Origin of the sequence: Marinobacter caseinilyticus (assembly GCF_011074955.1) — a bacterium.
Lineage (GTDB): Bacteria > Pseudomonadota > Gammaproteobacteria > Pseudomonadales > Oleiphilaceae > Marinobacter > Marinobacter caseinilyticus.
The window spans coordinates 131948-157964 of the sequence record NZ_WUQJ01000004.1 but is presented as its reverse complement, the minus strand read 5'-3'; the positions used below and the strand labels follow the sequence as shown (position 1 = coordinate 157964).

At 58.2% G+C, this 26017-nt stretch carries 23 protein-coding genes; 20 read left to right on the top strand and 3 right to left on the bottom strand.

The window, feature by feature from the left end; all coding sequences use genetic code 11:
* The first annotated feature begins 219 nt into the window (after positions 1 to 219).
* The 15 genes from pedF to GRX64_RS00815 all read left to right on the top strand — a co-directional run bounded on the left by pedF (position 220) and on the right by GRX64_RS00815 (position 16204).
* On the top strand, positions 220 to 645 hold the full coding sequence (pedF, locus tag GRX64_RS00885) for a cytochrome c-550 PedF (RefSeq protein ID WP_166263297.1): 426 nt from the start codon (positions 220 to 222) through the stop codon (positions 643 to 645).
* 71 nt (positions 646 to 716) lie between these two features.
* On the top strand, positions 717 to 1643 hold the full coding sequence (locus tag GRX64_RS00880) for a substrate-binding periplasmic protein (RefSeq protein WP_427901631.1): 927 nt from the start codon (positions 717 to 719) through the stop codon (positions 1641 to 1643).
* Positions 1644 to 1930: 287 nt separating this feature from the next.
* Positions 1931 to 3709, top strand: coding sequence for a PQQ-dependent methanol/ethanol family dehydrogenase (locus GRX64_RS00875; RefSeq protein WP_166263296.1), 1779 nt, complete (start codon positions 1931 to 1933; stop codon positions 3707 to 3709).
* A gap of 204 nt (positions 3710 to 3913) precedes the next feature.
* A complete protein-coding gene (gene exaC / locus GRX64_RS00870) occupies positions 3914 to 5434 on the top strand; it encodes an acetaldehyde dehydrogenase ExaC (protein ID WP_166263295.1) in 1521 nt (506 codons plus the stop codon).
* Positions 5435 to 5775: 341 nt separating this feature from the next.
* Positions 5776 to 5847 carry a pyrroloquinoline quinone precursor peptide PqqA gene (pqqA, locus tag GRX64_RS00865; RefSeq protein WP_007153157.1) on the top strand — a complete coding sequence of 24 codons (72 nt, stop codon included), beginning with the start codon at positions 5776 to 5778 and terminating at the stop codon, positions 5845 to 5847.
* A gap of 52 nt (positions 5848 to 5899) precedes the next feature.
* Positions 5900 to 6829 carry a pyrroloquinoline quinone biosynthesis protein PqqB gene (pqqB, locus tag GRX64_RS00860; protein ID WP_166263294.1) on the top strand — a complete coding sequence of 310 codons (930 nt, stop codon included), beginning with the start codon at positions 5900 to 5902 and terminating at the stop codon, positions 6827 to 6829.
* Complete coding sequence (gene pqqC / locus GRX64_RS00855; RefSeq protein ID WP_166263293.1) at positions 6826 to 7584, top strand: pyrroloquinoline-quinone synthase PqqC; 759 nt, start codon at positions 6826 to 6828, stop codon at positions 7582 to 7584. The genes pqqB and pqqC overlap by 4 nt, the downstream gene beginning before the upstream one ends.
* Entirely contained in the window at positions 7584 to 7850 is a 267-nt protein-coding gene (gene pqqD, locus GRX64_RS00850) for a pyrroloquinoline quinone biosynthesis peptide chaperone PqqD (protein WP_166263292.1), read from the top strand. Before pqqC ends, pqqD begins: the two co-directional genes overlap by 1 nt.
* Positions 7847 to 8983, top strand: a complete 1137-nt coding sequence (pqqE, locus tag GRX64_RS00845) for a pyrroloquinoline quinone biosynthesis protein PqqE (RefSeq protein ID WP_166263291.1) — start codon at positions 7847 to 7849, stop codon at positions 8981 to 8983. The genes pqqD and pqqE overlap by 4 nt, the downstream gene beginning before the upstream one ends.
* A gap of 58 nt (positions 8984 to 9041) precedes the next feature.
* Positions 9042 to 10880, top strand: a complete 1839-nt coding sequence (locus GRX64_RS00840; protein WP_235937469.1) for an alpha/beta hydrolase family protein — start codon at positions 9042 to 9044, stop codon at positions 10878 to 10880.
* A gap of 97 nt (positions 10881 to 10977) precedes the next feature.
* Positions 10978 to 12141 (top strand): alcohol dehydrogenase-like regulatory protein ErcA, encoded by a 1164-nt coding sequence (gene ercA / locus GRX64_RS00835; protein ID WP_166263290.1) that lies wholly within the window; start codon positions 10978 to 10980, stop codon positions 12139 to 12141.
* Positions 12125 to 13882 carry a NahK/ErcS family hybrid sensor histidine kinase/response regulator gene (locus GRX64_RS00830; RefSeq protein WP_166263289.1) on the top strand — a complete coding sequence of 586 codons (1758 nt, stop codon included), beginning with the start codon at positions 12125 to 12127 and terminating at the stop codon, positions 13880 to 13882. The genes ercA and GRX64_RS00830 overlap by 17 nt, the downstream gene beginning before the upstream one ends.
* Positions 13883 to 13983: 101 nt before the next feature.
* Positions 13984 to 14259, top strand: coding sequence for a hypothetical protein (locus GRX64_RS00825; protein ID WP_166263288.1), 276 nt, complete (start codon positions 13984 to 13986; stop codon positions 14257 to 14259).
* A 67-nt stretch (positions 14260 to 14326) separates the two neighbouring features.
* On the top strand, positions 14327 to 15703 hold the full coding sequence (locus GRX64_RS00820; protein ID WP_166263287.1) for a class II fumarate hydratase: 1377 nt from the start codon (positions 14327 to 14329) through the stop codon (positions 15701 to 15703).
* A gap of 24 nt (positions 15704 to 15727) precedes the next feature.
* Positions 15728 to 16204 carry a CDP-archaeol synthase gene (locus tag GRX64_RS00815; protein ID WP_166263286.1) on the top strand — a complete coding sequence of 159 codons (477 nt, stop codon included), beginning with the start codon at positions 15728 to 15730 and terminating at the stop codon, positions 16202 to 16204.
* Here the strand turns inward: GRX64_RS00815 and GRX64_RS00810 are convergent.
* The gene (locus GRX64_RS00810) at positions 16201 to 17175 is read right to left on the bottom strand and encodes a metallophosphoesterase (RefSeq protein WP_166263285.1); all 975 of its coding nucleotides are present in this window, start codon (positions 17173 to 17175) and stop codon (positions 16201 to 16203) included. The genes GRX64_RS00815 and GRX64_RS00810 overlap by 4 nt on opposite strands.
* Positions 17176 to 17716: 541 nt before the next feature.
* Between GRX64_RS00810 and msrA the strand changes: the two genes are divergently transcribed.
* The 4 genes from msrA (at position 17717) to GRX64_RS00790 (ending at position 21890) form a co-directional block, all read left to right on the top strand.
* Positions 17717 to 18361 carry a peptide-methionine (S)-S-oxide reductase MsrA gene (msrA, locus tag GRX64_RS00805; RefSeq protein ID WP_166263284.1) on the top strand — a complete coding sequence of 215 codons (645 nt, stop codon included), beginning with the start codon at positions 17717 to 17719 and terminating at the stop codon, positions 18359 to 18361.
* Between the two features lie 15 nt (positions 18362 to 18376).
* A complete protein-coding gene (gene msrB, locus GRX64_RS00800; RefSeq protein ID WP_166263283.1) occupies positions 18377 to 18802 on the top strand; it encodes a peptide-methionine (R)-S-oxide reductase MsrB in 426 nt (141 codons plus the stop codon).
* A gap of 321 nt (positions 18803 to 19123) precedes the next feature.
* Positions 19124 to 21319 (top strand): galactose oxidase early set domain-containing protein, encoded by a 2196-nt coding sequence (locus GRX64_RS00795; protein ID WP_166263282.1) that lies wholly within the window; start codon positions 19124 to 19126, stop codon positions 21317 to 21319.
* A 13-nt stretch (positions 21320 to 21332) separates the two neighbouring features.
* The gene (locus tag GRX64_RS00790) at positions 21333 to 21890 is read left to right on the top strand and encodes a hypothetical protein (protein ID WP_166263281.1); all 558 of its coding nucleotides are present in this window, start codon (positions 21333 to 21335) and stop codon (positions 21888 to 21890) included.
* An 84-nt stretch (positions 21891 to 21974) separates the two neighbouring features.
* Here the strand turns inward: GRX64_RS00790 and GRX64_RS00785 are convergent, their stop codons facing one another.
* On the bottom strand, positions 21975 to 22946 hold the full coding sequence (locus tag GRX64_RS00785; protein WP_166263280.1) for a calcium/sodium antiporter: 972 nt from the start codon (positions 22944 to 22946) through the stop codon (positions 21975 to 21977).
* A gap of 10 nt (positions 22947 to 22956) precedes the next feature.
* Positions 22957 to 24207: a sodium:proton antiporter NhaD gene (nhaD, locus tag GRX64_RS00780; RefSeq protein ID WP_166263279.1), complete on the bottom strand. Its 1251-nt coding sequence runs from the start codon at positions 24205 to 24207 to the stop codon at positions 22957 to 22959.
* A 227-nt stretch (positions 24208 to 24434) separates the two neighbouring features.
* On the opposite strand from nhaD, the gene mqo reads away from it, so the two are divergent.
* A complete protein-coding gene (mqo, locus tag GRX64_RS00775) occupies positions 24435 to 25928 on the top strand; it encodes a malate dehydrogenase (quinone) (RefSeq protein WP_166263278.1) in 1494 nt (497 codons plus the stop codon).
* The last annotated feature ends 89 nt before the right edge of the window (positions 25929 to 26017 follow it).

Genomic DNA, 26017 nt, shown 5'->3' with positions numbered 1-26017 from the left:
CTATATCGGCGGGCTCGTCCCGCCCGGCGCAGGGGGTTCAGCGCCGCCAGCAAGGGCCGATACCAGGCCGTGACGGCCAGGTATAGGACTAAGGAACTAGAGCGAAGGCTCGAAAGTGGCATTCGGAATGGGAGATCAGGTTTCTACACTGGAATGATCAATAGTAAATGCTCTTTCTGATATCCAAAGAGCGTAATAGGCTTCAGTGGAGAAATGATTATGGCAGTTTCCAGAATTGTGAAAGGGATGGCGTTGGCTGGCCTGTTTGGGCTGGCGTCCATTGCGATGGGCCACGGTAACGTGACACCGCAAGGCGTCGACACCGGCTCGTTACCGGAACTGGGTGCCGAACCGCTGATGGAAAATCCTTTTCGTGAAGGTGGTCAGCACGGCGACATGAACGCGCAGGCCGTCAACGTGGGCGAAAGTGGTTACGCTGGCAACTGTGCTGCCTGTCACGGTATTCAGGCAATGTCGGGCGGCATGACACCCGATCTCCGTGAACTTGAAGCTTGGGACGACGAGTACTTCATCGGTCGTGTGCTGGGCGGCTATGGCAACATGCCTTCGTTCAAGGGCACGCTGGATCAAAACGCGATATGGGCTATCAAGACCTACGTCGAGTCGCTCCCCGAGCCGGAGTGATCCAGCAACGACCAACAACCAGCAATGAAATGAATAGTACCCGCCTTGGCGGGGGACCAGAAGGGGGCATAGTGACAATAACCCGGTATTACATGGCGCTGGTGCTGACGATGTTTACCGGCGCGGCCATTGGCCAGGAAGGTATCCTCGACCGCCCGCCGGAGCGCACCTACGATGCAGTGATCGCGTCGGGATTCCTGAAGGTCGGGATGTACCAGAACTTCCCGCCATATTCCTACGAGCAGGATGGTGTTGCCAAAGGCATTGATGCGGACCTCGGGCGACGGATTGCCGAACGTCTGGGGGTTGAGTTCCAGCCCCACTGGATTGTGCCGGATGAAACCCTGGGAGACGATCTGCGCAATAACGTCTGGAAGGGGCATTACCTCGCCAAGCGGCGTTTGGCGGACGTGATGATGCGCGTGCCCTACGACAAAAAGTTCGCTTACATGCAGGATTCCACCGGCGAATACATGAACGAGCAGGTGGTCTTGTTCGGGCCGTACCAGCAGGAACAGTGGCAGATCGCCTACAACCCCGCCAAGCTTGATCCGGTCTCAACCATTGCAGTGTTTCGCTATCACCCCATCGGCGTCGAGATTGATACGCTGCCCGACTTTTATCTGAGTTCGAGTTTTAATGGCAGTATTCGGTCTCAGGTTAAACACTACAATAACGTCGGCGCGGCCTTTGATGGCATGTTGGCTGGCGATGTGAGTGCCGTCATGGGGATGCGGGCGGAAGTCGATTTTGAATTGGCGGAGCACCCTGACGACGGCATGGTGCCGGCCACTAATGGCTTTCCCGGGTTGACCAAACAGGTGTGGGATGTGGGTATGGCGGTCAAACATACCCATCGCCAGCTCGGGTATGCGATCGAAGCGATCGTTGACGAACTCGTGAGGGGCGGGGAGATGGAGGCTTTGTTTGCCCGCTATGGCGCCCGGTATTCGATACCGGGTTATTACGCTGAAGTTCTGGGCGCGCAGGCTGAGTGAGACGCGCTGCGCCCCGGCAGGGAACGTTGGTCGGCGTGGGCACAGGGCATAGAGTGACAAATACCATTGACGAATCGGCGTCCTGACGCTTCAGAGTGTTCGCCTGGAACCCGCAGCTAGCCCTGCGGGTTTTTTGTTTCAGGGGGGGCGTACTACCAAGTGATGAGAGAAGTTGGTCGGGGGGTTAATTGTTGAGAACGGCGCCACGGCCAAGAATTGGTGCAGAGGCGGGAAGTCTTCCCGGTTCGCCGCTTAATCAGAAAACAAGAGACTTGGAGAGCGCAACCATGAGATCGAACACGATCGGTAAACAATTTGCTGCCAGTGCCCTTGCATTGGCTGTTTCATTCGGTGCCCAAGCGGTCACCGACAAGGACATCATGAATGACCAGGCCACCGCTGAGGATGTCGTCAGCTATGGCATGGGGCAGCAAGGTCAACGCTACAGCCCGATTACAACCCTGAATGACAGCAACGTAAAAAGCCTGCAACCGGTTTGGGCCTTTTCATTTGGTAGCGAGAAAATGCGCGGCCAGGAATCCCAGCCGATGATCAAAGACGGCGTAATGTATGTCACGGCTTCTTACTCGCGCGTTTACGCGATTGATGCCAAGACCGGTGAGGAAATCTGGCAGTACGATGCGCGTCTTCCAGACGGCATCATGCCGTGCTGCGACGTTGTTAACCGGGGTGTTGCGTTGTACGGCGACATGGTTATTTTCGGCACGCTCGACGCCAAACTGGTCGCACTGAACAAAGACACCGGCAACGTGGTCTGGATCAAGAAAGTCGCCGATTATCAGGCCGGCTACGCCATCACCGCGGCGCCTACGATTGTTAAAGGCAAAGTCATTACCGGTGTGTCCGGTGGCGAATTCGGCATTGTCGGTAAAGTGGAAGCCTATGATGCCAAGACCGGCGACCTGGTGTGGACACGTCCAACGGTCGAAGGTCATATGGGTTATGTCTACAAGGACGGCAAAGCCGTTGAAAATGGCATTTCCGGTGGTCAAGCGGGTCTGACCTGGCCTGGCGACATGTGGAAGAACGGCGGCGCGGCCACATGGCTGGGCGGTACTTATGACGCCAGCACCGACTCGCTGTTTTTTGGCACCGGTAACCCGGCACCCTGGAACTCGCACCTGCGCCCTGGTGACAACCTGTTTTCTTCATCACGGTTGGCGATCGACCCGGATGACGGCAGCATCAAGTGGCACTTCCAGACTACGCCTCACGACGGCTGGGACTACGACGGTGTTAACGAGCTGATTTCGTTCGATTACAAGGGCAAGAACGGCAAGATGGTCAAAGCGGCCGCCACCGCTGACCGTAACGGGTTCTTCTACGTACTGGATCGCACCAACGGCGCATTCATTCGTGGCTTCCCGTTCGTTGACAAGATCACCTGGGCAACCGGTCTCGATAAGAAAGGTCGTCCGATCTACAACACCAAGGACGGCCGTCCTGGCAATCCTGCCGACATGAAGGGTGACAAGGGTGAAGCGGTCGTTGCACAACCCTCGTTCCTCGGCGGTAAGAACTGGCAGCCAATGGCTTACAGTCAGGACACCGGCTTGTTCTACGTGCCGTCCAACGAATGGTCAATGGACATCTGGAACGAAGCCGTGTCTTACAAGAAGGGTGCTGCGTTCCTGGGCGCCGGCTTCACCATCAAGCCGACCAATGACAAGTTCATCGGTGTGCTGCGAGCGATGGACCCGAAGACCGGTAAAGAAGTATGGCGTTACAACAACCCGGCTCCACTGTGGGGCGGCGTCATGGCAACTGCTGGCAACCTGGTCTTTACCGGTACACCGGAAGGTTACCTGAAAGCGTTTGATGCCAAGACCGGCGAAGAACTCTATAAGTTCAACACCGGCTCCGGTGTCGTTGGTACGCCCATCACCTGGACTATGGATGGCGAGCAGTATGTCTCCGTAGCTTCTGGCTGGGGTGGCGCCGTTCCTCTTTGGGGGGGCGAGGTCGCCAAGGTGGTCAAGGACTTTAACCAGGGGGGTATGGTCTGGACGTTCAAATTGCCGAAAGATCGGGTTGCGGCGCGCTAATTTGCCGTCTTGATCTACAGTGGTAATAAGGGGGCCGTTGATCGGCCCCCTTTTCGTTACCGCAGTATCAGTTCTGTCTAATACCAAATAACGAGTTTTACACACCGAAGGGATCATTTCGACTGAGTGCTTACACGCCTACAGTGAAATTGAGAACGCTAGAACTGCGTTGCCCAGCATCAATCAGAACAAGAGGCCAAAATCATGATCTACGCAAACCCTGGTAAGGAAGGCTCTGTCGTCTCCTACAAAGCACAATATGAAAACTACATCGGCGGCGAGTGGGTTGCTCCGTTGAAGGGTCAGTACTTCGACAACGTCACCCCTATTACCGGCGACGTGTTTTGCAAGATTCCACGCTCCAGCGCTGAAGACATCGAGCTGGCACTGGACGCTGCACACAAGGCCGCACCGGCCTGGGGCAAGACGTCAACGACCGAACGCTCTAACATTCTGTTGAAAATTGCTGACCGCATTGAGCAAAACCTCGAAATGCTGTCGGTCGCAGAAACCTGGGACAACGGTAAGGCGGTGCGCGAAACCCTTAATGCCGACATCCCGCTGGCGGTTGACCACTTCCGTTACTTCGCCGGTTGTATCCGTGCTCAGGAGGACACCTCCAGCGCCATCGACAACAACACCGTCGCCTACCACTACCACGAGCCTCTGGGTGTGGTTGGTCAGATCATCCCCTGGAACTTCCCGATCCTGATGGCCGTCTGGAAATTGGCGCCCTGCCTGGCCGCCGGCAACTGCACGGTGATGAAGCCAGCCGAGCAAACACCTGCGAGCATCCTGGTATTGATGGAGCTGATCGGTGATCTGTTGCCACCGGGCGTTGTGAACATCGTTAACGGTTATGGCACTGAGGCTGGCCAGGCACTGGCGAGCAACAAGCGTATCGCGAAAATTGCTTTTACCGGCTCCACGCCGGTCGGCTCGCACATCATGAAGTGCGCGGCTGAGAACATTATCCCGTCAACCGTTGAGCTGGGTGGCAAGTCACCAAACATCTACTTCTCCGACGTGATGAAGGCTGAGCCAGAGTTCATCAGCAAGTGTGTCGAAGGTCTGGTACTGGCATTCTTCAACCAGGGCGAAGTCTGCACCTGTCCGTCCCGTGCTCTGGTGCAGGAAGACATGTACGACGAGTTCATGGCCATGGTTATCGAACGCACCAAGAGCATCAAGCGCGGCAATCCGCTGGACACCGATGTGCAGGTTGGGGCACAGGCCAGCAAAGAGCAGTTCGACAAAATCATGTCTTATCTTGAGATTGGCAAGCAGGAGGGCGCGGAAGTGCTCACCGGCGGCGGTCGTCACGAGATGGGCGGAGAGTACAACAACGGCTTCTACATCCAGCCGACCCTGCTGAAGGGCCGCAATGACATGCGTACCTTCCAGGAGGAAATCTTCGGACCGGTCGTGGGTGTCACCACGTTCAAGGACGAGGAAGAAGCGCTTGCCATCGCCAACGACACTGAGTTTGGTCTTGGTGCAGGTCTGTGGACCCGCGACATTAACCGCGCCTATCGCATGGGCCGCGCCATTCAGGCCGGTCGTGTGTGGACTAACTGCTACCACCAGTACCCTGCCCATGCGGCCTTTGGTGGCTACAAGAAGTCCGGTGTCGGCCGTGAGAACCACAAGATGGCGCTCGATCACTATCAGCAGACCAAGAACCTGTTGGTCAGCTACGACACCAATCCGTTGGGCTTCTTCTAAGGCTGACGGCTTAACAAACGTTGTTGTGCAAGCTGGCCGCAAGGCCAGTGTTATAGCGAGTAGGCACAAGGAGGTGGCTTTGGGCCCGTCGTGAGGCGGGCAGCCTTCGGGGTAGGGTTTGCGTCTGAACCCGGAGGGTGTTGGGTCTTCCTGCTATTTTTCGGTCCTTTCGGGGGCCGTTTTTTTTGCCTGGGCAGGACCGATCGGTGGGCGTATCCGCTGAAGGCACCTTAAAACTTGTTCCAAAGTACCATGTAGTAAGTGTACCGGAGCCACTAGGATTGGGGGACGTTACTCATGAAAGGGGTAATGCTCCAGTGATACAACAAGAGGAAAGCACTATGTGGACCAAACCAGCTTATGAAGATCTGCGGATTGGCTTTGAAGTTACTATGTATTTCGCCAACCGCTAACCGTTAACGGCCAGCACCTCGGTGTTGGCCGTTGCCATTTCGGAGAGCCCGAATGTACGTCCAGATTCTCGGTTCCGCCGCCGGTGGAGGGTTCCCTCAGTGGAACTGCAATTGTGCCAATTGTAATGGCATGCGCAACGGCACCCTGAATGCCCGAGCCCGAACCCAGTCGTCCATCGCCATCAGCGAAGACGGCGAGCACTGGATACTCTGTAATGCTTCACCGGATATTCGCGCCCAATTAGCCGACTTTGCACCCATGCAACCCGAGCGGGCGATACGCGATACCGGCATCAACGCGATTTTATTAATGGATAGCCAGGTGGACCATACCACCGGCCTGCTGTCGTTGCGGGAAGGTTGTCCGTTGGATGTCTGGTGCACGGCGCAAGTGCACGAAGACCTCAGTACCGGATTTCCCTTGTTTCCCATGCTCAAGCATTGGAACGGCGGCCTGCAGTGGCAACCGATGCCGTGTGAGGATGACGCGTCTTTTGTCATTCCCTGTGCCCCGGCACTGAAGCTGACGGCGATTCCCTTGCTCAGCAATGCACCGCCATACTCGCCCCGGCGTGACAAAACCCATCCCGGCGACAACGTCGGCCTGTTTGTGGAAGATACCCGCACCGGTCAGACCTTACTCTATGCTCCGGGACTGGGTCAGCCCGATCAGCGAGTCAAGGACTGGATGAGCCGGGCTGATACCTTACTGGTCGACGGTACCGTCTGGCACGACGATGAAATGCAGCGCCGGGAAGTGGGCACCAAGACCGGTCAGGCGATGGGGCACTTGGCCCAGAGCGGCCCCGGTGGCATGATTGAGCTGCTGGACTCGTTATCGGCACGCTACAAAATCCTGATTCACATCAACAACACCAACCCCATTCTGGACGAAGACTCGCCCGAGCGGGCGGAGCTGGCCGACCACGGCATCGATGTTGCGTGGGACGGAATGAGTTTAGATTTGTCCGGTGCCCCATGAGTACCGGAATCGGTGAGGCCATGAACCGGACTGAGTTTGAGCAGGCATTGCGGGCCAAGGGCCAGTATTATCATATCCATCACCCCTATCATCAGGCGATGTACAGTGGCCAGTGCAGCCCCGATCAGATTCGGGGCTGGGTAGCCAATCGGTATTATTATCAGGTCAATATTCCCCGCAAAGACGCCGCCATCATGGCCAACTGTCCGGATGCGAGTGTGCGCCGGCTATGGCTCCAGCGGGTACTGGACCACGACGGCGATGGTCACGAAGACGGCGGTATCGAGGCGTGGCTTGCCCTGGCCGAGGCGGTCGGGTTGAGTCGGGAAGAGGTCGTTGACCAGCGCCACGTGCTGCCCGGGGTTCGTTTTGCTGTCGATGCGTATCTCAATTTTGCCCGCCGCGCCAGTTGGCAGGAAGCGGCCTGTTCGTCATTGACCGAACTGTTCGCCCCGGAAATTCATCAATCCCGATTGCAGAGCTGGCCCACCCATTACCCGTGGATTGACCCCCAGGGTTACAGCTATTTTCGCAAGCGATTATCCGAGGCTCGCCGGGATGTGGAGCATGGTCTGGCCATCACCCTGGACCATTTTCATACCGGGCAGGAGCAAGCTCGGGCACTTGATATACTGCAATTCAAACTGGATATTTTATGGTCTTTGTTGGATGCCCTGACTATGGCGTATGTCCACCAGACGCCGCCGTACCATACCGTCACCGATCAGCAGGTTTATCATCGGGGGCTGAGTTGATGATGGCCAAAACGCCTCGTCTGAGGCCCGGCTTCCGGTTCCAGTGGGAGCCGGTTCAAAACGCCCATGTGCTGTTGTACCCCGAAGGCATGGTGCGTTTGAATGACAGCGCTTCGGCGATTTTGGCGGAAGTGGACGGTCAGCGGAATATTGAGCAAATTGTGGCGCGCCTGGAACAGAAATTCCCCGAGGCCGGTCCGTTGGCGGTCGACGTCTGTGATTTCCTGCAAGATGCGTTGCAACAACACTGGGTAATACTGACATGATGCCGGTGAACGATCAGGGCGTCGGCCCGCCGCTTTGGTTACTGGCCGAATTGACCTACCGCTGCCCTTTACAGTGCCCCTATTGCTCCAATCCGCTGGACTTTGCCCAGAGCAAGGACGAGCTGACCACTGACCAGTGGGTCAGTGTGTTGCGCCAGGGGCGCGAAATGGGCGCGGCTCAACTGGGTTTCTCCGGAGGCGAGCCGTTGGTGCGTCAGGACCTGCCCGAACTGATTGCCGAAGCCCGGCACTTGGGCTATTACAGCAACCTGATCACCTCCGGCATCGGCCTGACGGACGCCAAGGTGGATGCCTTCCGCGATGCTGGGCTGGACCACATTCAGGTCAGTTTTCAGGCCTCGGACCCGGAACTGAACAATGCCGTGGCGGGTTCCCGCAAGGCATTTGAGCAAAAGCTCGCCATGGCCCGGGCGATCAAGGACGCCGGCTACCCGATGGTGCTGAACTTTGTCATTCATCGCCACAATATTCACCAAATGAGTGACATCATCTCGCTGTGTGAACGCCTCGGTGCTGACTTTGTCGAGCTGGCCACCTGCCAGTATTACGGTTGGGCCTTCAAGAACCGGGAGGGGCTGATGCCGTCGGCCCAGCAGCTGGAACTTGCCGAGCGTGAGGTGAACGACTATCGCCGACAACTGGGCGACAGTGGGTCGGCCATGAAGCTGATTTTTGTGACCCCCGACTATTACGAAGAACGCCCGAAAGCCTGCATGAATGGCTGGGGCAGCCTGTTTCTGACGGTTGCACCCGACGGCACCGCGTTGCCGTGCCACAGTGCCCGGTTGTTGCCCATTGAGTTTCCCAATGTGAGTACACAGTCCTTGCGGTCCATCTGGTACGACAGCCCGGGGTTTAATCACTACCGTGGCGATCAGTGGATGCCGGAGCCTTGCCGGTCCTGTGATGAGAAGGGCAAGGATTTTGGCGGCTGCCGATGCCAGGCCTACCTGCTAACCGGTAACGCAGACAACGCCGACCCGGTGTGCGACAAATCACCGCATCACGACCGTATTCTGGCAGCCCGACGCGCGGCCGATCATGCCACGGCGGGGCTGGAGGACCTAACCTATCGAAACGCCAACAATTCCCGACTCTTCTTCCGAAGCTAGACCGCTGCAAGCCCTGTCCGCCGAGGCGGCGGCGGGGGTTCTGCGCCGACGGGACACAGTGCGTGTGCGGGCCGGTGTGGTCGTCTGGCTCGAATTTGACCCCCAGAGTGCCGCCCACCAGCTATGGACACTCCGCCACCACCGCCCCCATCGCATCACTCCACCGCAGTTCAGCGTTGCCAGCAAGGTCAATGGTTATGGCGGTGGCGCTCTGTGCTTGATGGGTACTCAGGTTTATGTGGTCAATGAGGCCACGCAACAGATTGAGTGTGTCGATACCCTGACCGGAGCGCGGGCCGAACTGACGCGTGAGCCCGGCAGCCGGTTTGGCGGTCTGGCAGCGGATGAGCATCACCGGCGGGTGCTGGCGGTTCAGGAGGTAACCCGCGATGACGCCATCCGCCAGCAACTGGTGGCTATCGACTGCGTCACCGGGGACGTAACGGTGCTGACCTGGGGCGAGGACTTTTTTGGCGCGCCCACAGTCGCGAGTGAGGGGCATGAAATCGCATGGGTGAGCTGGCAACTGCCCGACATGCCCTGGGTAAAGTCCCGGCTCTGGACTGCCACGGTTGACCGTTCCGGTGCGCTGGGCCCGATCCGGGACTGGCCCACGCCGGAAGCTGGGTCAGTTCAGCAGCCATTGTTCGTGGGGGCGCAACTGACTGCCTTGTCGGATCACGGCGGTTGGTGGCAGCCGTACCGGATTGAACGGTCGGTGGCGGTGAGCGCGACGGCCGGACAATGGGTCGCGCTCGCTGGTCGGCAGGCCGACCACGCCAATGCCCCCTGGCAATTGGCGGAACATCATGCCGCAGTGATGGATGATGGCTGGGTCCGGGTGCACTATGACCAGGGCTTTGGCCAGTTGTGGTGGTCCGATGCCCTGCACCGCCAGAGCCGGCTGGCGGAAGACTACTCGGATTTCCGCTCGCTGCAGGCGGATAACGGTTGGGTTTACTGCATTGGCCGCAGCCAGACGCATTTAGACAGTGTGTTGCAGATTGCCCCAGCCTCCGGCGATGTGCGAGTCCTGGCCGGCGGGGAACAACCGCTGGCGGCCAGTGTCTGCGTGTCGGCGCAAACCTTCGAGTTTGAAGCCGCCGATGGTCAGCCGGTCAGTGGTCTGTTTTACCCACCGCAGGCACCCGCGTGTCCGTCACTGGGGGAGAGCTCACCCAAACCCGCGCCACCGGTGATCCTGTTGGTCCATGGTGGGCCAACCTCAGCGGCGTATCCGGTGTTTGATTCCCAGGTTCAGTTCTGGGTCCAGCAGGGCTTTGCCGTCGCCGCCGTCAACTATCGTGGCAGCAGCGGATTTGGTCGCGCCTTCCGACACTCACTCGCCGGTCGTTGGGGCGAGGCGGACGTGGCAGACATCCGGGATGCGGTTGGCCATCTGGCCGGATTGGGCTGGGTGGATGCCGCCACCGCCTTTATTCAGGGCCGCAGTGCCGGTGGGTTCACCGCGTTGTTGGCGTTGGTGCGCAGCACGGTGTTCCTGGCCGGTGCCAGCCTGTTTGGGGTCAGCGATCCGGCCCGTCTGAGAGCACGCACACATCGGTTCGAATCAGGCTATCTTGACTGGCTTCTGGGTGCGCCGGATGCGCACCATCAACGCTGGCTGGACCGCACCCCGGCACTGTTGGCAGATCATATTCATCGCCCTGTTATCTTCTTTCAGGGTGGCCAGGACGCGGTCGTGGTGCCCGAACAGACGGCCGTTATGGTGGCTGCCCTGGAATCCAGGGGGCTGGCACCGCAATACCATTATTTTGAAGAAGAGGGGCATGGCTTTCGCAATGCCCGGCGCCAGACTTTTATGCTGGAGCAGCTACTGGCGTTCTATCAGGATCAAAGGAAAAACAGCAGTGGCCAGACTGCTGGCTTGGAGTAGACTGTACCGAGGAAACCGTGTCCACGGAACTGGGCGTCGCAAGCATACGTTGCCGCCGATAGTTGCAACTACAACAAGAAACGGACCGACAGTACTGATGACTCAAGATATTACAACTCTCCGTAAGTTTGTTTCGCCAGAAATCGTATTTGGTGCCGGGGCACGCAAAGCGGTGGCGAACTTCGCCAGCAATTTTGGTGCCCGCAAAGTGCTGCTGGTGTCTGACCCGGGGGTGCAGGCCGCGGGTTGGGTGGCCGAGATTGAAGACCTGCTGCGCATGGGCGGGCTCGAATTTGTTACCTACCTGGGCGTGACGTCCAACCCAAAAGTGGATGAGGTCATGGCCGGCGCGGAGCTTTACCAGTCCGCTAATTGCGACATCATTGTGGCCATCGGTGGCGGTAGCCCGATGGACTGCGCCAAGGGCATTGGTATCGTCAGTGCCCATGGCCGAAGCATCCTGGATTTCGAAGGGGTGGACACCATCCGGGTACCGTCACCCCCGTTAATACTCATTCCAACCACGGCCGGCACTTCCGCCGATGTGTCTCAGTTCGCCATCATTTCGGACCCGCTCCGGCGTTTTAAGTTTTCGATCATCAGCAAAGCGGTGGTGCCGGATGTGTCGCTGATCGATCCGGAAGTGACCGAAACCATGGACGATTTTCTGACCGCTTGCACCGGCGTCGATGCGCTCGTGCACGCCATTGAAGCCTACGTCTCGACCGGCAGTGGCCCGCTTACCGACAGCCATGCCCTGGAAGCGATCCGGCTGATTAATCAATACCTCGAACCACTGGTTAGCAACCCGTCAGACAGCCAGCTGCGAGAACACATCATGTTGGCGTCGATGCAGGCCGGACTGGCGTTTTCCAATGCCATCCTGGGCGCTGTGCATGCCATGTCCCACAGTTTGGGCGGTTTTCTGGACCTGCCCCATGGCTTGTGCAATGCCATGTTGCTGGAGCATGTGATTGCCTACAATTTTCCGTCGGCAGAGGAGCGCTTTAAGCGCGTGGCGGAGACCATGGGCATTGATACCCGCGGCATGACCATGGCGACGGTCAAGGCCCGGTTGCTGGCGCGGGTAGTGTTGCTCAAGCGGGCGGTGGGCCTGGAGGCGAAACTGGCAGAACTGGGGGTGAAAACGTCGGACATTCCATCGCTTTCCGGGTTTGCGATGCAGGACCCCTGCATTCTGACCAATCCCCGGAAATCCTCCCAGCGTGATGTTGAAGTCGTGTATGAAGAAGCCCTCTGACCCGATAGCGGGGAGCTACGATGTCGGTGACTTACTCGGTCTTGGCAGCCAGTCGGCGCGGAAAAGTTATTACCCGGCGCTGCAGGACCGTATAGAAGAGCTTGAAAGTGAGCGCAATCGTTACAAATGGCTGTTTGAAAACGCGTTGCACGGCATTTTTCAGGGCGACCTGAAGGGCGGTTTCCTCTCGGTTAACCCGGCCATGGCACGCATTGTCGGGTATGACAGCCCGGAACACCTGAGCCAGCGGGTAATTCGCCTGCGTGAGCAGTTTTTCTGGCAAGTCAGCGAGTTTGACCAACTGCGGCATGAATTGCTGGCCATCGGCAAACTGAACGTTCGGGAAGTCGTGCTGCGACGTGCGGACGGGCGGCCGGTGAATGTGGCAATCACAGTGCTACGCCGGCCGGATCTGGGCGTTGAAGTGGTGGAAGCGTTTGTCGCGGACATCACCGAACGGCACCAGGCCCGCCTCAAACTGGAGCAGTTGAACGCGGACCTGGAGCGTCGGGTCGAAGAGCGCACGGAGGCACTGCAGAACGCCAACGTGGGGTTGCGCTACCACATCGAAGAGCGTGAAAAGACCGAACGGGAACTCACCATCGCGGTCAATGCCGCGGAAGAAGCCAACCGCAGCAAAGACAAATACCTGGCCGCCGCCAGCCATGACCTGTTGCAGCCCTTGAACGCCGCCCGTCTGTTGGTTTCAACCCTTCAGGATAGCCCCTTGCCCGTGCGGGAAAGCCGTCTGATTGAACAGGTGCATCGCGCCCTGGAGGGCGCCGAAGACCTGCTCGCCGATCTGTTGGATATCTCCAAGCTTGACCAACACGCAATGCAACCGGATCTCACTAACATTGACGCCTATGAGCTCGTGTATGGCCTGGCTGAGGAATTTGACCCGGTTGCGCGTGCCGCCAGGCTGGGTTTCCGTCAGCGACTGACCAACGGTGTCGTGCGAACCGACCCCCGCATGCTGACACGCATATTGCGCAACCTGCTCAGTAATGCTTTTCGCTACACCCCATCGGGGCACGTGCTACTGGCCATGCGCCGTCGCCAGGATCAGCTGCGCATTGAAGTGTGGGATACCGGCGTGGGCATTGCCCAAGAGAAGTTGTCGGACATTTTCACTGAATTTCATCAGCTCCTGCCGCCGGAGTCCGGAGGCCGCAAAGGCGTGGGCCTGGGGTTGGCCATTGTGGAGCGGATGGCCCGGATGCTGGACTGCAGCATTACGGTCGACTCGATTCCAGGCAAGGGCTCGCGCTTCGTCCTCACTTTACCCCTGGAACCCGCCGTGAATGCCCAGCCGGGACCGGTTATAGCGCCGGTGGTTGCAAGTGGCTCGCTGGAGGGCAGCCGGGTGCTGGTGATCGACAATGAGCCCGCCATCCTGGTCAGTATGGAAGCGCTGCTGGAACGCTGGGGTTGCCGAGTCGCCGTGGCCGCCAGTGCAGAGGCGGCGGTCGCCGTATGCCGGGCGCTGAGCTTCGAACCACAGGCTATTCTGGCGGACTTCCACCTCGATCACGGGCGTACCGGGTGCGAGGCCATTGACACCGTGCGCCATGCCCTGGCAGCGCACATCCCGGCGGCAATCATCACGGCGGACCGCAGTGACCTCTGTCGTCAGACCCTGCAACTCAAAAATTTGCCGGTATTGAACAAACCGGTAAAACCCAACCGGCTGCGTGCGTTATTGTCGAGCCTGGTGTCCCCCAGCGAGTTGCCGCTCTGACGTCGGCAACCACCGTGTCCGCAGAGTTTTACTGGATTGGCTGATTTCGGGTCTACACTGGTGGGTATAACCTGAACCAATCGGTGTTTAAGGGGTCTACCATGCAAACAACAGAAAATGCGCTAACCAATCATGAAGTCACCGTGTGTCTGTCCGGTGGTGCTGTACTGGGGCCTTTCAACGCGACCTGGTCCAAGGATGAGGGTGGCGATGTGCGGGAGTTGGTCCGGGAGTACGACGGCTTTTTGCAGGGAGAAAAGCAGCGGCGGTTCAAATTCCACCTGCACGACTCATACACCAACACAGTGCACACGCTGATCATCAAATTTGAGCAAGTGACGGGTATTTGCGACCACGTACGGTTGAGACACAGCTGAGATCTTCAGCGCCCGGCTGCGTAACACCAGGATGCAACAGGCAAACGACCCGAGGGAGGCAGCTGTCATGAGCGAATACCGAATAGAAAAAGACAGTATGGGGGAAGTGGAAGTGCCCGCCACGGCCTTGTGGGGGGCCCAGACCCAACGCGCGATCAACAATTTTCCGGTCAGTGGCCAGCCCATGCCTGCGGCGTTCATTGACGCCGTCGTGCGGATCAAGCGCGCTGCGGCTGAAGCGAATAAGTCGCTGGATCTGCTGGACGAAATTCACCGATCCGCCATCGTGGCGGCCTGTGATTCACTGCTGGCGGGCGATCATCCGGACCAGTTCCCCATTGATCGCTACCAGACCGGATCAGGCACCAGCACCAACATGAACGTCAACGAGGTGATTGCCCAGCTCGCCCGCCAGAATGGTCATGAGGTGAACCCGAACGATCACGTCAATATGAGTCAAAGCTCCAACGACGTCATACCCACCGCGATTCACCTGAGCGCCGTGACCCAGGCCTACCAACAACTGTTGCCCGCGCTGACTCATTTGCAAGGGGTGCTCTACGAACGTGAGGGGCTCTTTAAGGATCAGGTCAAGACCGGGCGCACCCATTTGATGGACGCTATGCCCGTGACCCTGGGCCAGGAACTGCGTACCTGGCGGGAGCAACTGCACAGTGCCGAAAAACGCATCGAGCAGGCTTGCGAGGAGCTTTTGGCTATTCCTCAGGGCGGCACGGCTGTTGGCACCGGGGTCAATGCCCATAAGCTGTTTGCCGAGCGCTTTGTGGCGGCGCTCAGCGAGCATACCGGCTACCATTTCCGCTCGCTGGGCCATAAGTTTGTGGCCCAGAGCGCCGTGGACGCGCCGGTGGCCATGTCAGCCCAACTGCGGGGTGTGGCCATTGTGTTAGCCAAAATCGCCAATGACTTACGATGGATGAACAGCGGCCCCATCCATGGCCTGGCCGAGATCAGTCTGCCGGCGCTGCAGCCGGGCAGCAGCATCATGCCGGGCAAGGTCAATCCGGTGATTCCGGAATCGGTCGCGATGGTATCGGCGCAGGTCATGGGGCTGGACAGCGCCGTCGCCATTGCCGGGCAGTCCGGTAATTTTCAGCTCAATGTGATGTTGCCGTTGGTGGGGGCCAATCTTCTGGATATGATGGCGCTGTTAGCCAGCGCCTCCAATGTCTTGGCTGACAAGGCCATCAGGGGTTTCACGGCTAACACCGATACCCTGGATGCGGCCGTTGGCAAGAACCCAGTGTTGGTGACGGCGCTTAACCCGGAGATCGGTTATGCCTTGTCCGCTGAAATCGCAAAAGAAGCCTATAGAACCGGGCGGCCGATTATCGACGTGGCGCAGGAGCGTTGCGACCTGAACCGAATACAGCTTGAAGCTCTACTGGACCCGTTGAAATTAACGCACGGCGGGCTGAATTGACGAGCGGTTTTTAAAAGGAGTTTCATGCTTGCGCTGTTGTTGGTTTTACTGATTGTTGCCAATGGGGCGCCGGTCATCGCCCGGCGTCTGTTTCGCTGGCGATGGTCAGCGCCAATCGACGGCGGCCGGTTGTGGACCGATCAGCGTCGTCTGCTGGGTGCGCATAAGACCTGGCGGGGTTTGGTGGCGGGCGTGGCTGCCACCGGACTTGTATCCGGTCTGGTGGGCATGGGAGTTTACTTTGGGCTGCTGTTCGGGTTTCTGGCGCTCACGGGGGATGCGCTCAGCAGCTTCATCAAGCGTCGTCTGAATCTGCCGCCCGGGGCTCGGGCAACCGGGTTGGATCAGATCCCCGAAGCCGTGCTGCCACTGCTGTTGGCGGTTTGGTGGTTCAGCCTGGGCTGGCTGTCGATACTGTTGGTCATGGGGTTGTTTGTTGCGGCCAACATCCTGCTATCGCCGGTTTTGCACCGCCTTGGCATCCGGCGTCAACCCCATTAGGCGGAATGCCGGGACAGTGTGTGAATGGTGACTTCCGGGGGGCAGTTAATGCGCACGTTCACCACGGAGGTACCGGATCCGGGCGAGGTGTAACCCTGCATGTGCTGGCGTTGCCAATAGCCCCGGCCCAAGGCTCTGGGACAATTGGCGTCGAGCGTCAGCGGAATGCCACCCGGCAGGCAAATCTGGCCGCCGTGGGTGTGCCCGCACAAAAACACATCGTAACCGGCGTGGGCTGCTTCCCGCCAAATTTCCGGGGTGTGACTGAGCAATACAGAGAGGGCGTGCGGGGGAATTTGGCTGCCGGCTTTGTGCAGATTGTGAGCCTTGTAAAAATGGGCGTCGTCGACCCCGGCAATATAGACCTGCTCTCCACCACGTTTCAGACAGAGGTGCTCATTCAACAATAATTGGTAACCCATATCCTCCAGTCCTGGCACCATGCGAATGCTGTCGTGATTGCCCAGAATGGCGATGGCGTCGCCGTGGATGGCTTCTCGCAAGCGCTTCATTCCGGCCATGGCGCCGTCGATGGCGCCCCATGTATGGCGTCGGTAATCGCCGGTTAACACGCACAGGTCGTAGTCGAGGGGTTTGATTTGCTCAATGACCGCCACCAGGTTGGCCTCGTCCATGTCGACGTGGAGGTCGGTCAGGTGCAATAACCGGAAGCCTTCAAACGCTGGCGGTAAGCGAGGCAGGCAAAACCGATGCTGCACGGTGCTCAGGCGTCGGCTGTTGGCCTGGCCGCGGCCGAGCATACCTGAGAGTCGCAGGCAGGCCCGAATGAATCGCGGTGCAGAGGCCAGGTTTTCCAAGTGGAACGAATGATGGTCCTGGCCGAAGATCAGGGCTTCGGAGGCCTGTTCCAGCCCCAGGCGCTGGCGAGCATGCACCGCGCCGAGACGTAAACTCAACCGGTACTCGAGTAGCTCATCTTGGGATGCCGATATCGGTTCCTGCGCCGTCATAAATTGCTCTGATTGCCGAAGCGAATGATAGATCGAGATCGAAAGTGGCCTTTCTTTTAAGTATGGTTGGCTCAGGTGAGGACGCAACCGGTATTCCCCACATGGTAACGTTTAAAATCCGATTGACCGTGAGCGATGCCTGGCCTGCTCCTGGATCCAATGCCCTGCGGCGTGGGCAAAGCCCTTTACCAGGTGTGGAACTCCGTCGTTGCTTTTTGGTCTAGACTGGACGCCCGGGCGCCCCGGACCCCCTGAATCGGCAATAGACTTGTTCAACGGTTCCTCAGGTCCGATGGAGCCTTGCGAGTGCGTATGATCCGGTTGATTGGCGCACCGTATACTCCTCCTTAAACCAGACAGCGCCTGTGTTATGAGCGTGTACCGCAGGCTGGTCGACGGCTGGTAACTATCGGCAATCGGCTCCAGACCGGCGGAGGCGCGTCGGCCTAAAGGGCGTGTGGTGATTTACAAAGGCAGCAGTGGCTGTCATGAATTGGGCGCAGACTGTTCTGCCAAGTCATCAGGCAACGAGGGAATTTTTATGACCACATCCTGCAACTTACCGGGCCTCACCGTGCCCAAAAGCCGTTTTCCGGACCCGCAGCGGGATCTGATGGTTACCGGCACCGTTGGCGAACAGCGCCTGGTGCTGGCTGGCGGTTGTTTCTGGTGCGTGGAGGCTGTTTATCTGGCAATCAACGGCGTGAGTCGTGTGGTGTCCGGCTACGCGGGCGGCCAGGCAGCAACCGCCAATTACACCAGTGTGTGTTCCGGCCAGACGGGCCATGCGGAGGTGATCGACGTTCACTACGACCCGGCAAAGGTCAGCTTTGGTGAACTGCTGAAGGTGTTTTTTTCGGTCGCCCACGATCCCACCCAGCTTAACCGGCAAGGTAACGATCGCGGGACTCAATACCGGTCGGCGATCTTTTTTGAATCCGAGGAGCAAAAGCAGGTTGCCGAGGCCTACATCCAGCAGTTGAATGACGCCGGGGTGTATCCGGACCCCGTCGTGACCACGCTGGAGCCTCTGGAGGCATTTTACCCGGCGGAAGACTACCACCAGAATTTTGCCGCCCGAAATCCCTCCCAGCCCTACGTAAGAGCGGTGGCGACACCCAAGATTGAAAAACTCAAAGCCGGCTTTGCTGACCAGCTCAAGCCGGAATTCAACCGCAATCCATAGCCTGAGGAGGCCCCTATGACTATATCCGCATCCGGCTATGACCTTACGCCGTTGACCAAAGCCGAGATTGACCAGCACGCCACAAGCCTCAGCCCGGAGGAGCGCACGGTATTGTTGGATCACGGCACAGAGCGGCCGTTCTGCGGCACCCTGCTCGACAACAAAAAAGACGGCGTCTACCACTGTCGCCTGTGCGATCTGCCGTTGTTCCGGTCTGACGCCAAGTTTGACTCCGGGACAGGGTGGCCGAGCTTTTTCCAGCCCTTCGACCCGGACCATGTGCGCTCATTGGAAGACAACAGTCTCGGTATGGCCCGCACGGAGATCCGATGCCCACGCTGTGACAGCCATTTAGGCCATGTGTTTCCCGATGGGCCAGCGCCGACCGGTCAACGGTTCTGTCTGAACTCCGTCGCACTGGATTTCAGAACTGGGGAATAATGCCACCTCTTAATGAACGCGTGTCACGCCGTTGTCGTTCTTACGGCCCAGGTTCGCGTTATCTGCATTGCGGACTGCCCATCACCAATTGCGGTTTAATGGACATGGATATCCGGCGATTGCCATGGAAGGCCGGCTTCATGCCGGACAGCCTCTTGCCTGAGCGGTTAATTATTAAATAATGTAAAAAAAGTTTCTCCTTCGGTGCATCCGTTCCTGGTTTTCGTTCGTTTACGTGTTGAGCATGTGCATCCTGCACATGTGTCTATCCACTTCACGGGCGAATCAAAAACAAAAGCCCGGAACACGGAGATGCAGTAAATGAGAACAAAACTTTCTATTGCCACTCGTTTGGCACTGGGGTTACCTATCGCCTCGCTGGCGGTGATGGCTCATGCCGAGCCATCGAAAGGCACGTTCAGCGAACCCTTCGCAGAGCCGACCATCATTGTCGATGGCGAAACGGTCACGACATCCGATAAATGCGTGATCAATGCGGCTGGAGATCGTGAATGTAAACCGGCAGCGGGCACTCTGGCCCTGCTCGAAGACGGCCGGATTCTCTACCATAACGCACTGGAAGGCACCGAAAACGTAGAGTTGTCCATCGTCGCCAACTTCGGCGAAGTGTCTATCAACGACCAGACTCGCGTACTGTCCCTTGATGAGAATGATCTGCCCTCCTGGGTGATGCCAACGCCGCTTCGTGGCGGTGCCAACCCTGATGGTAACGACAGCGAGACCTTGCTGAACGACACCTCACTGGACGGCTCGATCGATACGGCGGACAACACCACCAAGAACGATGGTGCGCTGTTTTGCGCCGACGTTATTGGTCTCGCTAACGGCAATATAATGGCCGTCGGCGGTACCGATTACTATTCGGAACCGGGCGTTGATGGACTGCCCCTGGGGGTTGCAGAGCTTGAGGGCCTGAAAAACGCCCGTATTTTTGAAGCGGACACCGACACCTGGACCCAAAGCGGTGACATGACGTTTGGCCGATGGTATCCGTCCACCATTACCCTGGCGGACAGCCGCATTTTTGTCGCCAGTGGCGTGACCAAGCTCTTGAAGCCGGTGTACCCGGAAGATCCCATCAATAGTGGTCGCAATGTCGTACAGACAGAAATCTACGACCAGTGTGCGGGTGTCTGGGCTCAGAATCCGGCCAGCGCCGATCGCACGCTGCCGCTGTACCCACGAATGCACTTGCTGCCCAACGGACATGTGCTCTACAACGCCGGTGGCCAAGCCTTCAACCCATTCGGGCAGGGCTACGATCAGGCACTGTGGAACATTGCGGGGACCTACAATCCCGACACCCAGAGCTGGAGCGATATTGGCTACGCCGGTCTGCCGTTGCGACTGGATGAAATTGGCCTCGCTGAGCTGACCAGCACGCTGAACATCACCAACCTGTCGGCGGACCAGATTAGCAGCCTGCTCGGCGATGTGATCAACAGCTCCGACGATCTGCTGACCAGCTTCGACGGGTTCAATGTCGATGCTGACCAGCTGGAAATGGCGGTTGCCGGTGGTATGCGGGGTTCGACATCGTCCACCATGCTGCCGCTCAAGCCCAACGCCAACGGTGAGTATACGGATGTTGAGATCCTGACCGCCGGCGGTGTGCCCAGTTACGCCGTGCTGACCAACCCCGGCGGCTACCTGCCAACGGACCAGAGTCGCATCGATACAGTCTCCACCAACGGTGACCAAATCGACTATGAGTCACGACTGACCGGCTCATTGCACCAGCCGCGGTGGTTCGGTACCAATGTGGTGATGGCCGATGGCACGGTGATGGTGTTCAACGGCGGTAATCGCGATGGTGTGGTTGGCCCCGGCCTCGATAGCCCGGTTTATGTCACCGAGCGCTTTGATCCGGAAACCAGCCAATGGACTCAGATGGCCAGCACGATCCGGCCACGGACCTACCACAATACCGCCATTTTGCTGCCTGATGGCCGTGTGTTAGTGGGCGGTCATGCGCCAATCAACACCGCCTACCTGTCCAGCATTAACCTGGAAGACTTTGGCTTCTCGCCCAACGATGGCCGTGATCCGAGCTTCGAGATCTATACGCCGCCATACGCAGAGCGTGATGATCGCCCGGTGATCGAAAAGGCACCATCGGCACTGACGGTCGGCGACCAGTTCCGGGTCAAGATGGATAGCGTTGACGTTGATAAGGTGTTGTTGGTTCGCCGAACGGTGATGACGCACCTGGTCGACGGTGATCAGCGCGCCATCGAGCTCCCGATCCAGTCGGCCAGTGGCAATATGCTGACCCTGCAAATGCCGGACAAGCACAGTGTCGTGCCGGCCGGTAAGTACATGCTGTTCGTCAGCAAGAAAACAGCTGATGGTTATGTGCCCTCGGTGTCGGCACCCATCACGGTGGTCAACACTGAATTGCAGTGCATGGCAACAGCATTGGACGATCCGATGCTGACAGACACCACCGACGATGGCCTGATCGAAGGCACCGTCGATGGTCTGTTGGGGCTGTGATATGTCCTCTTCGATGACATATGCAGTTCGCCGGTGCGTCGGTCTGTTGGCGATCGGTACCGTTGTTCTCTGCAGCGGCACGGCCGCGGCGCATGGGGTTGAGGAGATCAAGGAGGTGCCGCCCGGCCGGGTGGTCGCCGATCTTGAGACTCTGCCTGAGATCGACGGTTTGCGGGTGATGTTGCTGGACGGTGTGCCCCAGGGCATTTTGGTCAGCTACCACGGTGACCGCGAACTGGTGGTTCAGGGCCTGGAGGGCGAGCCCTTCCTACGCTTTGACGCTGACGGGGTTATGGTGAACACCGGCAGTGTCACCTGGCGTGCCAGCCAGAGTGCGGCCATGAAGGCCCGCGACAACGGCGACGGTCAGTGGAAGCAGGTGTCCGGATCGTCCAGCTACGGCTGGATGGACCCGCGTCTGCGGCTTGACCAGGCACCGGCCCCAAGTGCCGAGCGAACCGCCGTCGGAGCGTGGCAAATCGCCATCGCCCTGGCGGACGAGGCGCCGACGCCCATTGCCGGTCGTCTATACTGGCAGCCCCGGGCATCAACGGAGCCGCCAGTGCATTAAGGCCGGCAACGGTCGTTATTTATGGAGCCCAGGGATGGGCCTATAACCGCCGAAGGACCCCGTGGCGAGGTTGGGGGCGGTGAACTAGGCCAGAACCGTGGTGATCAGGTAGCCGGTATAAAGGGCATAAATGCCCAGGAGTATCAGGCCTTCAAGGCGGTTGATGCGACCCTGGCGTCCGGAAAAGCCGAAGCCCATCGCAAACAGCGCCACCGTCAGCGCCGTCATCAGCAGCCAGTCCCGATAAAGCACCACCGATTCGACAGCCAGCGGGTGAATGGCCGCTGCAATCCCCACCACCGCCAAAGTATTGAAAATCCCTGACCCCAGTATGTTGCCGAGCGCCAGATCGTGTTCGCCTTTTTTGATGGCGGCGATGGATGACGCCAGTTCCGGCAGTGAGGTGCCAACGGCCACAATGGTCAGGCCGATCACCAGGTCGCTGACACCAAGGCTTTGGGCGACAAACACCGCCCCCCAGACCAGAATGCGCGAACTCACCACCAGCAGCACCAGCCCGAGCAGCAGCCACGTCAGGGCCTTGGGCAAGGGCATGGGGTGTGAGACCAACTCGCTGTCCACATCACCGGCCAGGGTGTCGGGATCTTTACGCAGGCCTTGAATGATCGACCAGCCCATCACCACCGCAAAAACCGCCAGCAACACCCAGGCGTCGAGCCGGGTGAGGGTGCCGTCGAACAATTGCCAGCCGGCCAGCAAGGACACTCCAAACAGCAGTGGCAGCTCTTTTCGCAGCACCTGGGAGTGGACACTGATGGGGCTGATGAGCGCCACCAAACCAATCACCAGGGCGATATTGGCGATGTTTGAGCCGTAGGCGTTGCCCAGTGCGAGTCCGGGGTTGCCTTCGGAGGCCGCAATGGCCGACACCACCATTTCAGGCGCCGAGGTGCCAAATCCGATGATGACCATGCCGATCAGCAGCGGCGGCATGCCTGCGTGTTTGGCGGTGGCCGCGGCGCCGTCGACGAACCGGTCGGCGCTCCAGACCAGCAGCAAAAGACCGCCCAGAATGGCGAAAATTGCCAGTGTCATTGTTAAAACCTCAATTTACGAATTGGCCAAGTAAAAAGACTCCCGAATAACCCAGGGTGTAGGCAATGAGAAGAAACGCAAAGTACCGCAGATAGTTGGCAAAGGTAAGCCCCGGTATTTTGCTCATCGCCACAATGCCGGCCGCCGAACCGATAATCAGCAGCGAGCCACCGACACCGACGGCGTACGTCAGCCCCATCCACTCGCCCGCTGACATCTGGATACCGGACTTCAACAGCGCGGCGGTAAGCGGCACGTTGTCGATAAAGGCAGAGAAAATACCCATCAAATAGTTCGCTGCCAGCGGTGGCATCAGGTCGTATATCGCGACCAGGGACGACAGCGCCCGAATTTCCTGCAGCATGCCGACCAGCAACAGAATGCCAAGGAAAAACAGCAAGGTCTCAAACTCAATCGCCCGAACATACTCCAGGATCGGGTCCAGGTCGGTATCGTCGCTCATAAAACGGGAAACCAGAAACATAATGGAGAGGCCGAACAGGAACATCAGAACCGGTGGAATGCTGAACAATACATTGCATACGATGGTGGCCAGGATTGTGAGCAAAAACAGCAGGCTGATGACGACGTCCACCCGGCGCACAGGGCTCATTTTATGGTGGAGATTCACGGTGCCGGTCATGCCCCGGGACAGCAGCAGTGCGAGCATGCATACGCCCGCAAAGGCGGGTGCGGCCAAGGTCAGCAGGGTCAGGATTTCAACTTTGTCGGCAAGAAAAATCATCAGGGTGGTGACGTCACCGGTGATCAGCGCGACACCGCCGGAGTTGACAGCAAACACCGCCAAGGTGATAAATCGAAGGCGTTTTTTAAGGCTGATGTCCAGCGAAAGTATGAGCGCAGCCGAGACCAATGTGGCAGTGATGTTGTCCGCCAAAGAGGAGAAAATAAAGCAGAACAGTCCGGTGAAGAAGAGCAGTGTGCGCTCGCTGATTTGTCGCGGGAGTACCAGGTAAATGATGTTCTCGATCATGCCTTTTTTGTTGAGGTAGGCCACAAAAGTCATGGCGGCTACCAGGAACAGCCAAAGGCCGGCGATCTCCGCAATGCTCTCCGCCAACCCATTCGATATCCGGAGCGTTTCAGCCGGGGTATCACTGAAGGTAAACAGAAGAATCCAGGCAAAGGTGCCAAAAAACAGCGTGACTTTGGCTTTATTGACGTGCGTGACTTCTTCAAAAATGACGCCGCCCAGTGCAGCCAGTGCAAGACCCACGAGCGTAATATCCAACGGTGACATAAAACAGCCTGAGTTGATGCGGACGAGATTGAGGTTGTAATAGCGGCCGGATTTTAGTCTTTAGGCTGGCCTGCGACCAGTGTTTCGACAGTATTACTTGGTAACACGTTATAGAATTCGCCAAGTTGGTCGTTGGCTCGTCCGAATTCATATGTGAATCACAATTTATTCTCGCGTGGAAACACGGGATAATCGCCGCAATTTAAACTTGCTAAGGTGAGAACGTAATGTCCGCTAGACAAGCAGATGTAGTGCTGGTCGGCGGTGGCGTCATGAGCGCCACCCTCGGCATGATGCTCAGGCAGCTCGACCCGTCCCTGGACATCATCATGGTAGAACGTCTCGATCACGTGGCCCATGAAAGCACAGACGGATGGAATAATGCCGGTACAGGACATGCCGGCTATTGCGAACTCAATTACACGCCGGAGACCGACGATGGCGACGTCGAAATTGAACGCGCTCTGAAAATTAACGCCTCGTTCGAGGTTTCTCTGCAGTTCTGGTCCTACCTTGTGGAGCAGGGCATGCTGCCGCAACCTTCCACCTTTATTAACGCCACGCCGCACCAGAGCTTTGTGTGGGGCGCAGAAAATGTCGAGTTCCTGCGCAAGCGCTTTCAGAATCTGAGCGCTCACCATCTGTTTCGCGAGATGCAATTCAGCGACTCCCCGGAGCAGCTTAAAGAATGGATGCCGTTGGTGGTGAATCACCGGGACCCGATGCAGGCCGTTGCCGCCACGCGGGTAGAGCATGGCTCCGATGTGGATTTCGGGTCCTTGACGCGGAGCCTGGTGGACTGTCTGCAGAGCCAGCCGAATTTTGAATTGATGCTCGGGCACCCGGTGCGCTCACTGGCCCAGCGAGATAATGGTCGCTGGAAAGTCCGGGTCCGGGATGAAAAAACCGGAGTGACCAAAAAACTGGAAGCCGGGTTTGTCTTCCTGGGCGCCGGCGGTGGCGCTCTGCCGCTGCTGCAGAAGTCGGGTATCGAAGAAGCCAACGGCTACGGCGGGTTCCCGGTCAGCGGCCAATGGTTGTACTGTCAGAAACCGGACATCGTCCAGCAGCACCAGTCCAAGGTATACGGTAAGGCGCCGCTGGGGGCGCCTCCGATGTCGGTGCCCCACCTGGACACTCGAATTATCAATGGCACGCCGGCGCTGCTGTTTGGGCCCTTCGCCGGGTTCACGACCCGTTTCCTGAAGCAGGGCTCAATGTTTGATCTGTTTGGCTCGGTAAAGCCCAACAACATCCGGTCAATGATGACGGCGGGCAAAAGCAATATGGATCTGACCCGGTATCTGATTGGCGAAGTGTTTCAGTCGCACGAAGACCGGGTTGCGGCGCTTAAAAACTTCTATCCGGATGCCAACGAGGAAGACTGGAAGCTACGGATGGCGGGTCAGCGGGTGCAGATCATTAAAAAAGGCCCGGGCGGCGAGGGTAAACTGGAGTTCGGTACCGAAATAGTCGCCTCCAAAGACGGTACGCTGTCGGCCTTGCTGGGGGCATCTCCTGGGGCATCCACCGCAGCGCATGCGATGATCGATGTCATAGAGCGGTGCTTCCCGCAACGGATGAGGGATGCCGAGTGGCACGGCCGGATGAAAGCCATGGTTCCGTCGTACGGTGAGTCACTGGTGGACAATGAATCACTGCTGGTCGATATTCGGGCCCGGACGCTCAGAACTCTTGGCTTGCGGAAAAATACCGACTAAATGCTCTCCATAGCCAAAATCTATTAAAACTCTTATTCCTCTACAGCCCTGACGTCTGGCGGCGTTCAGGGCTTCTTCTATACTGAACA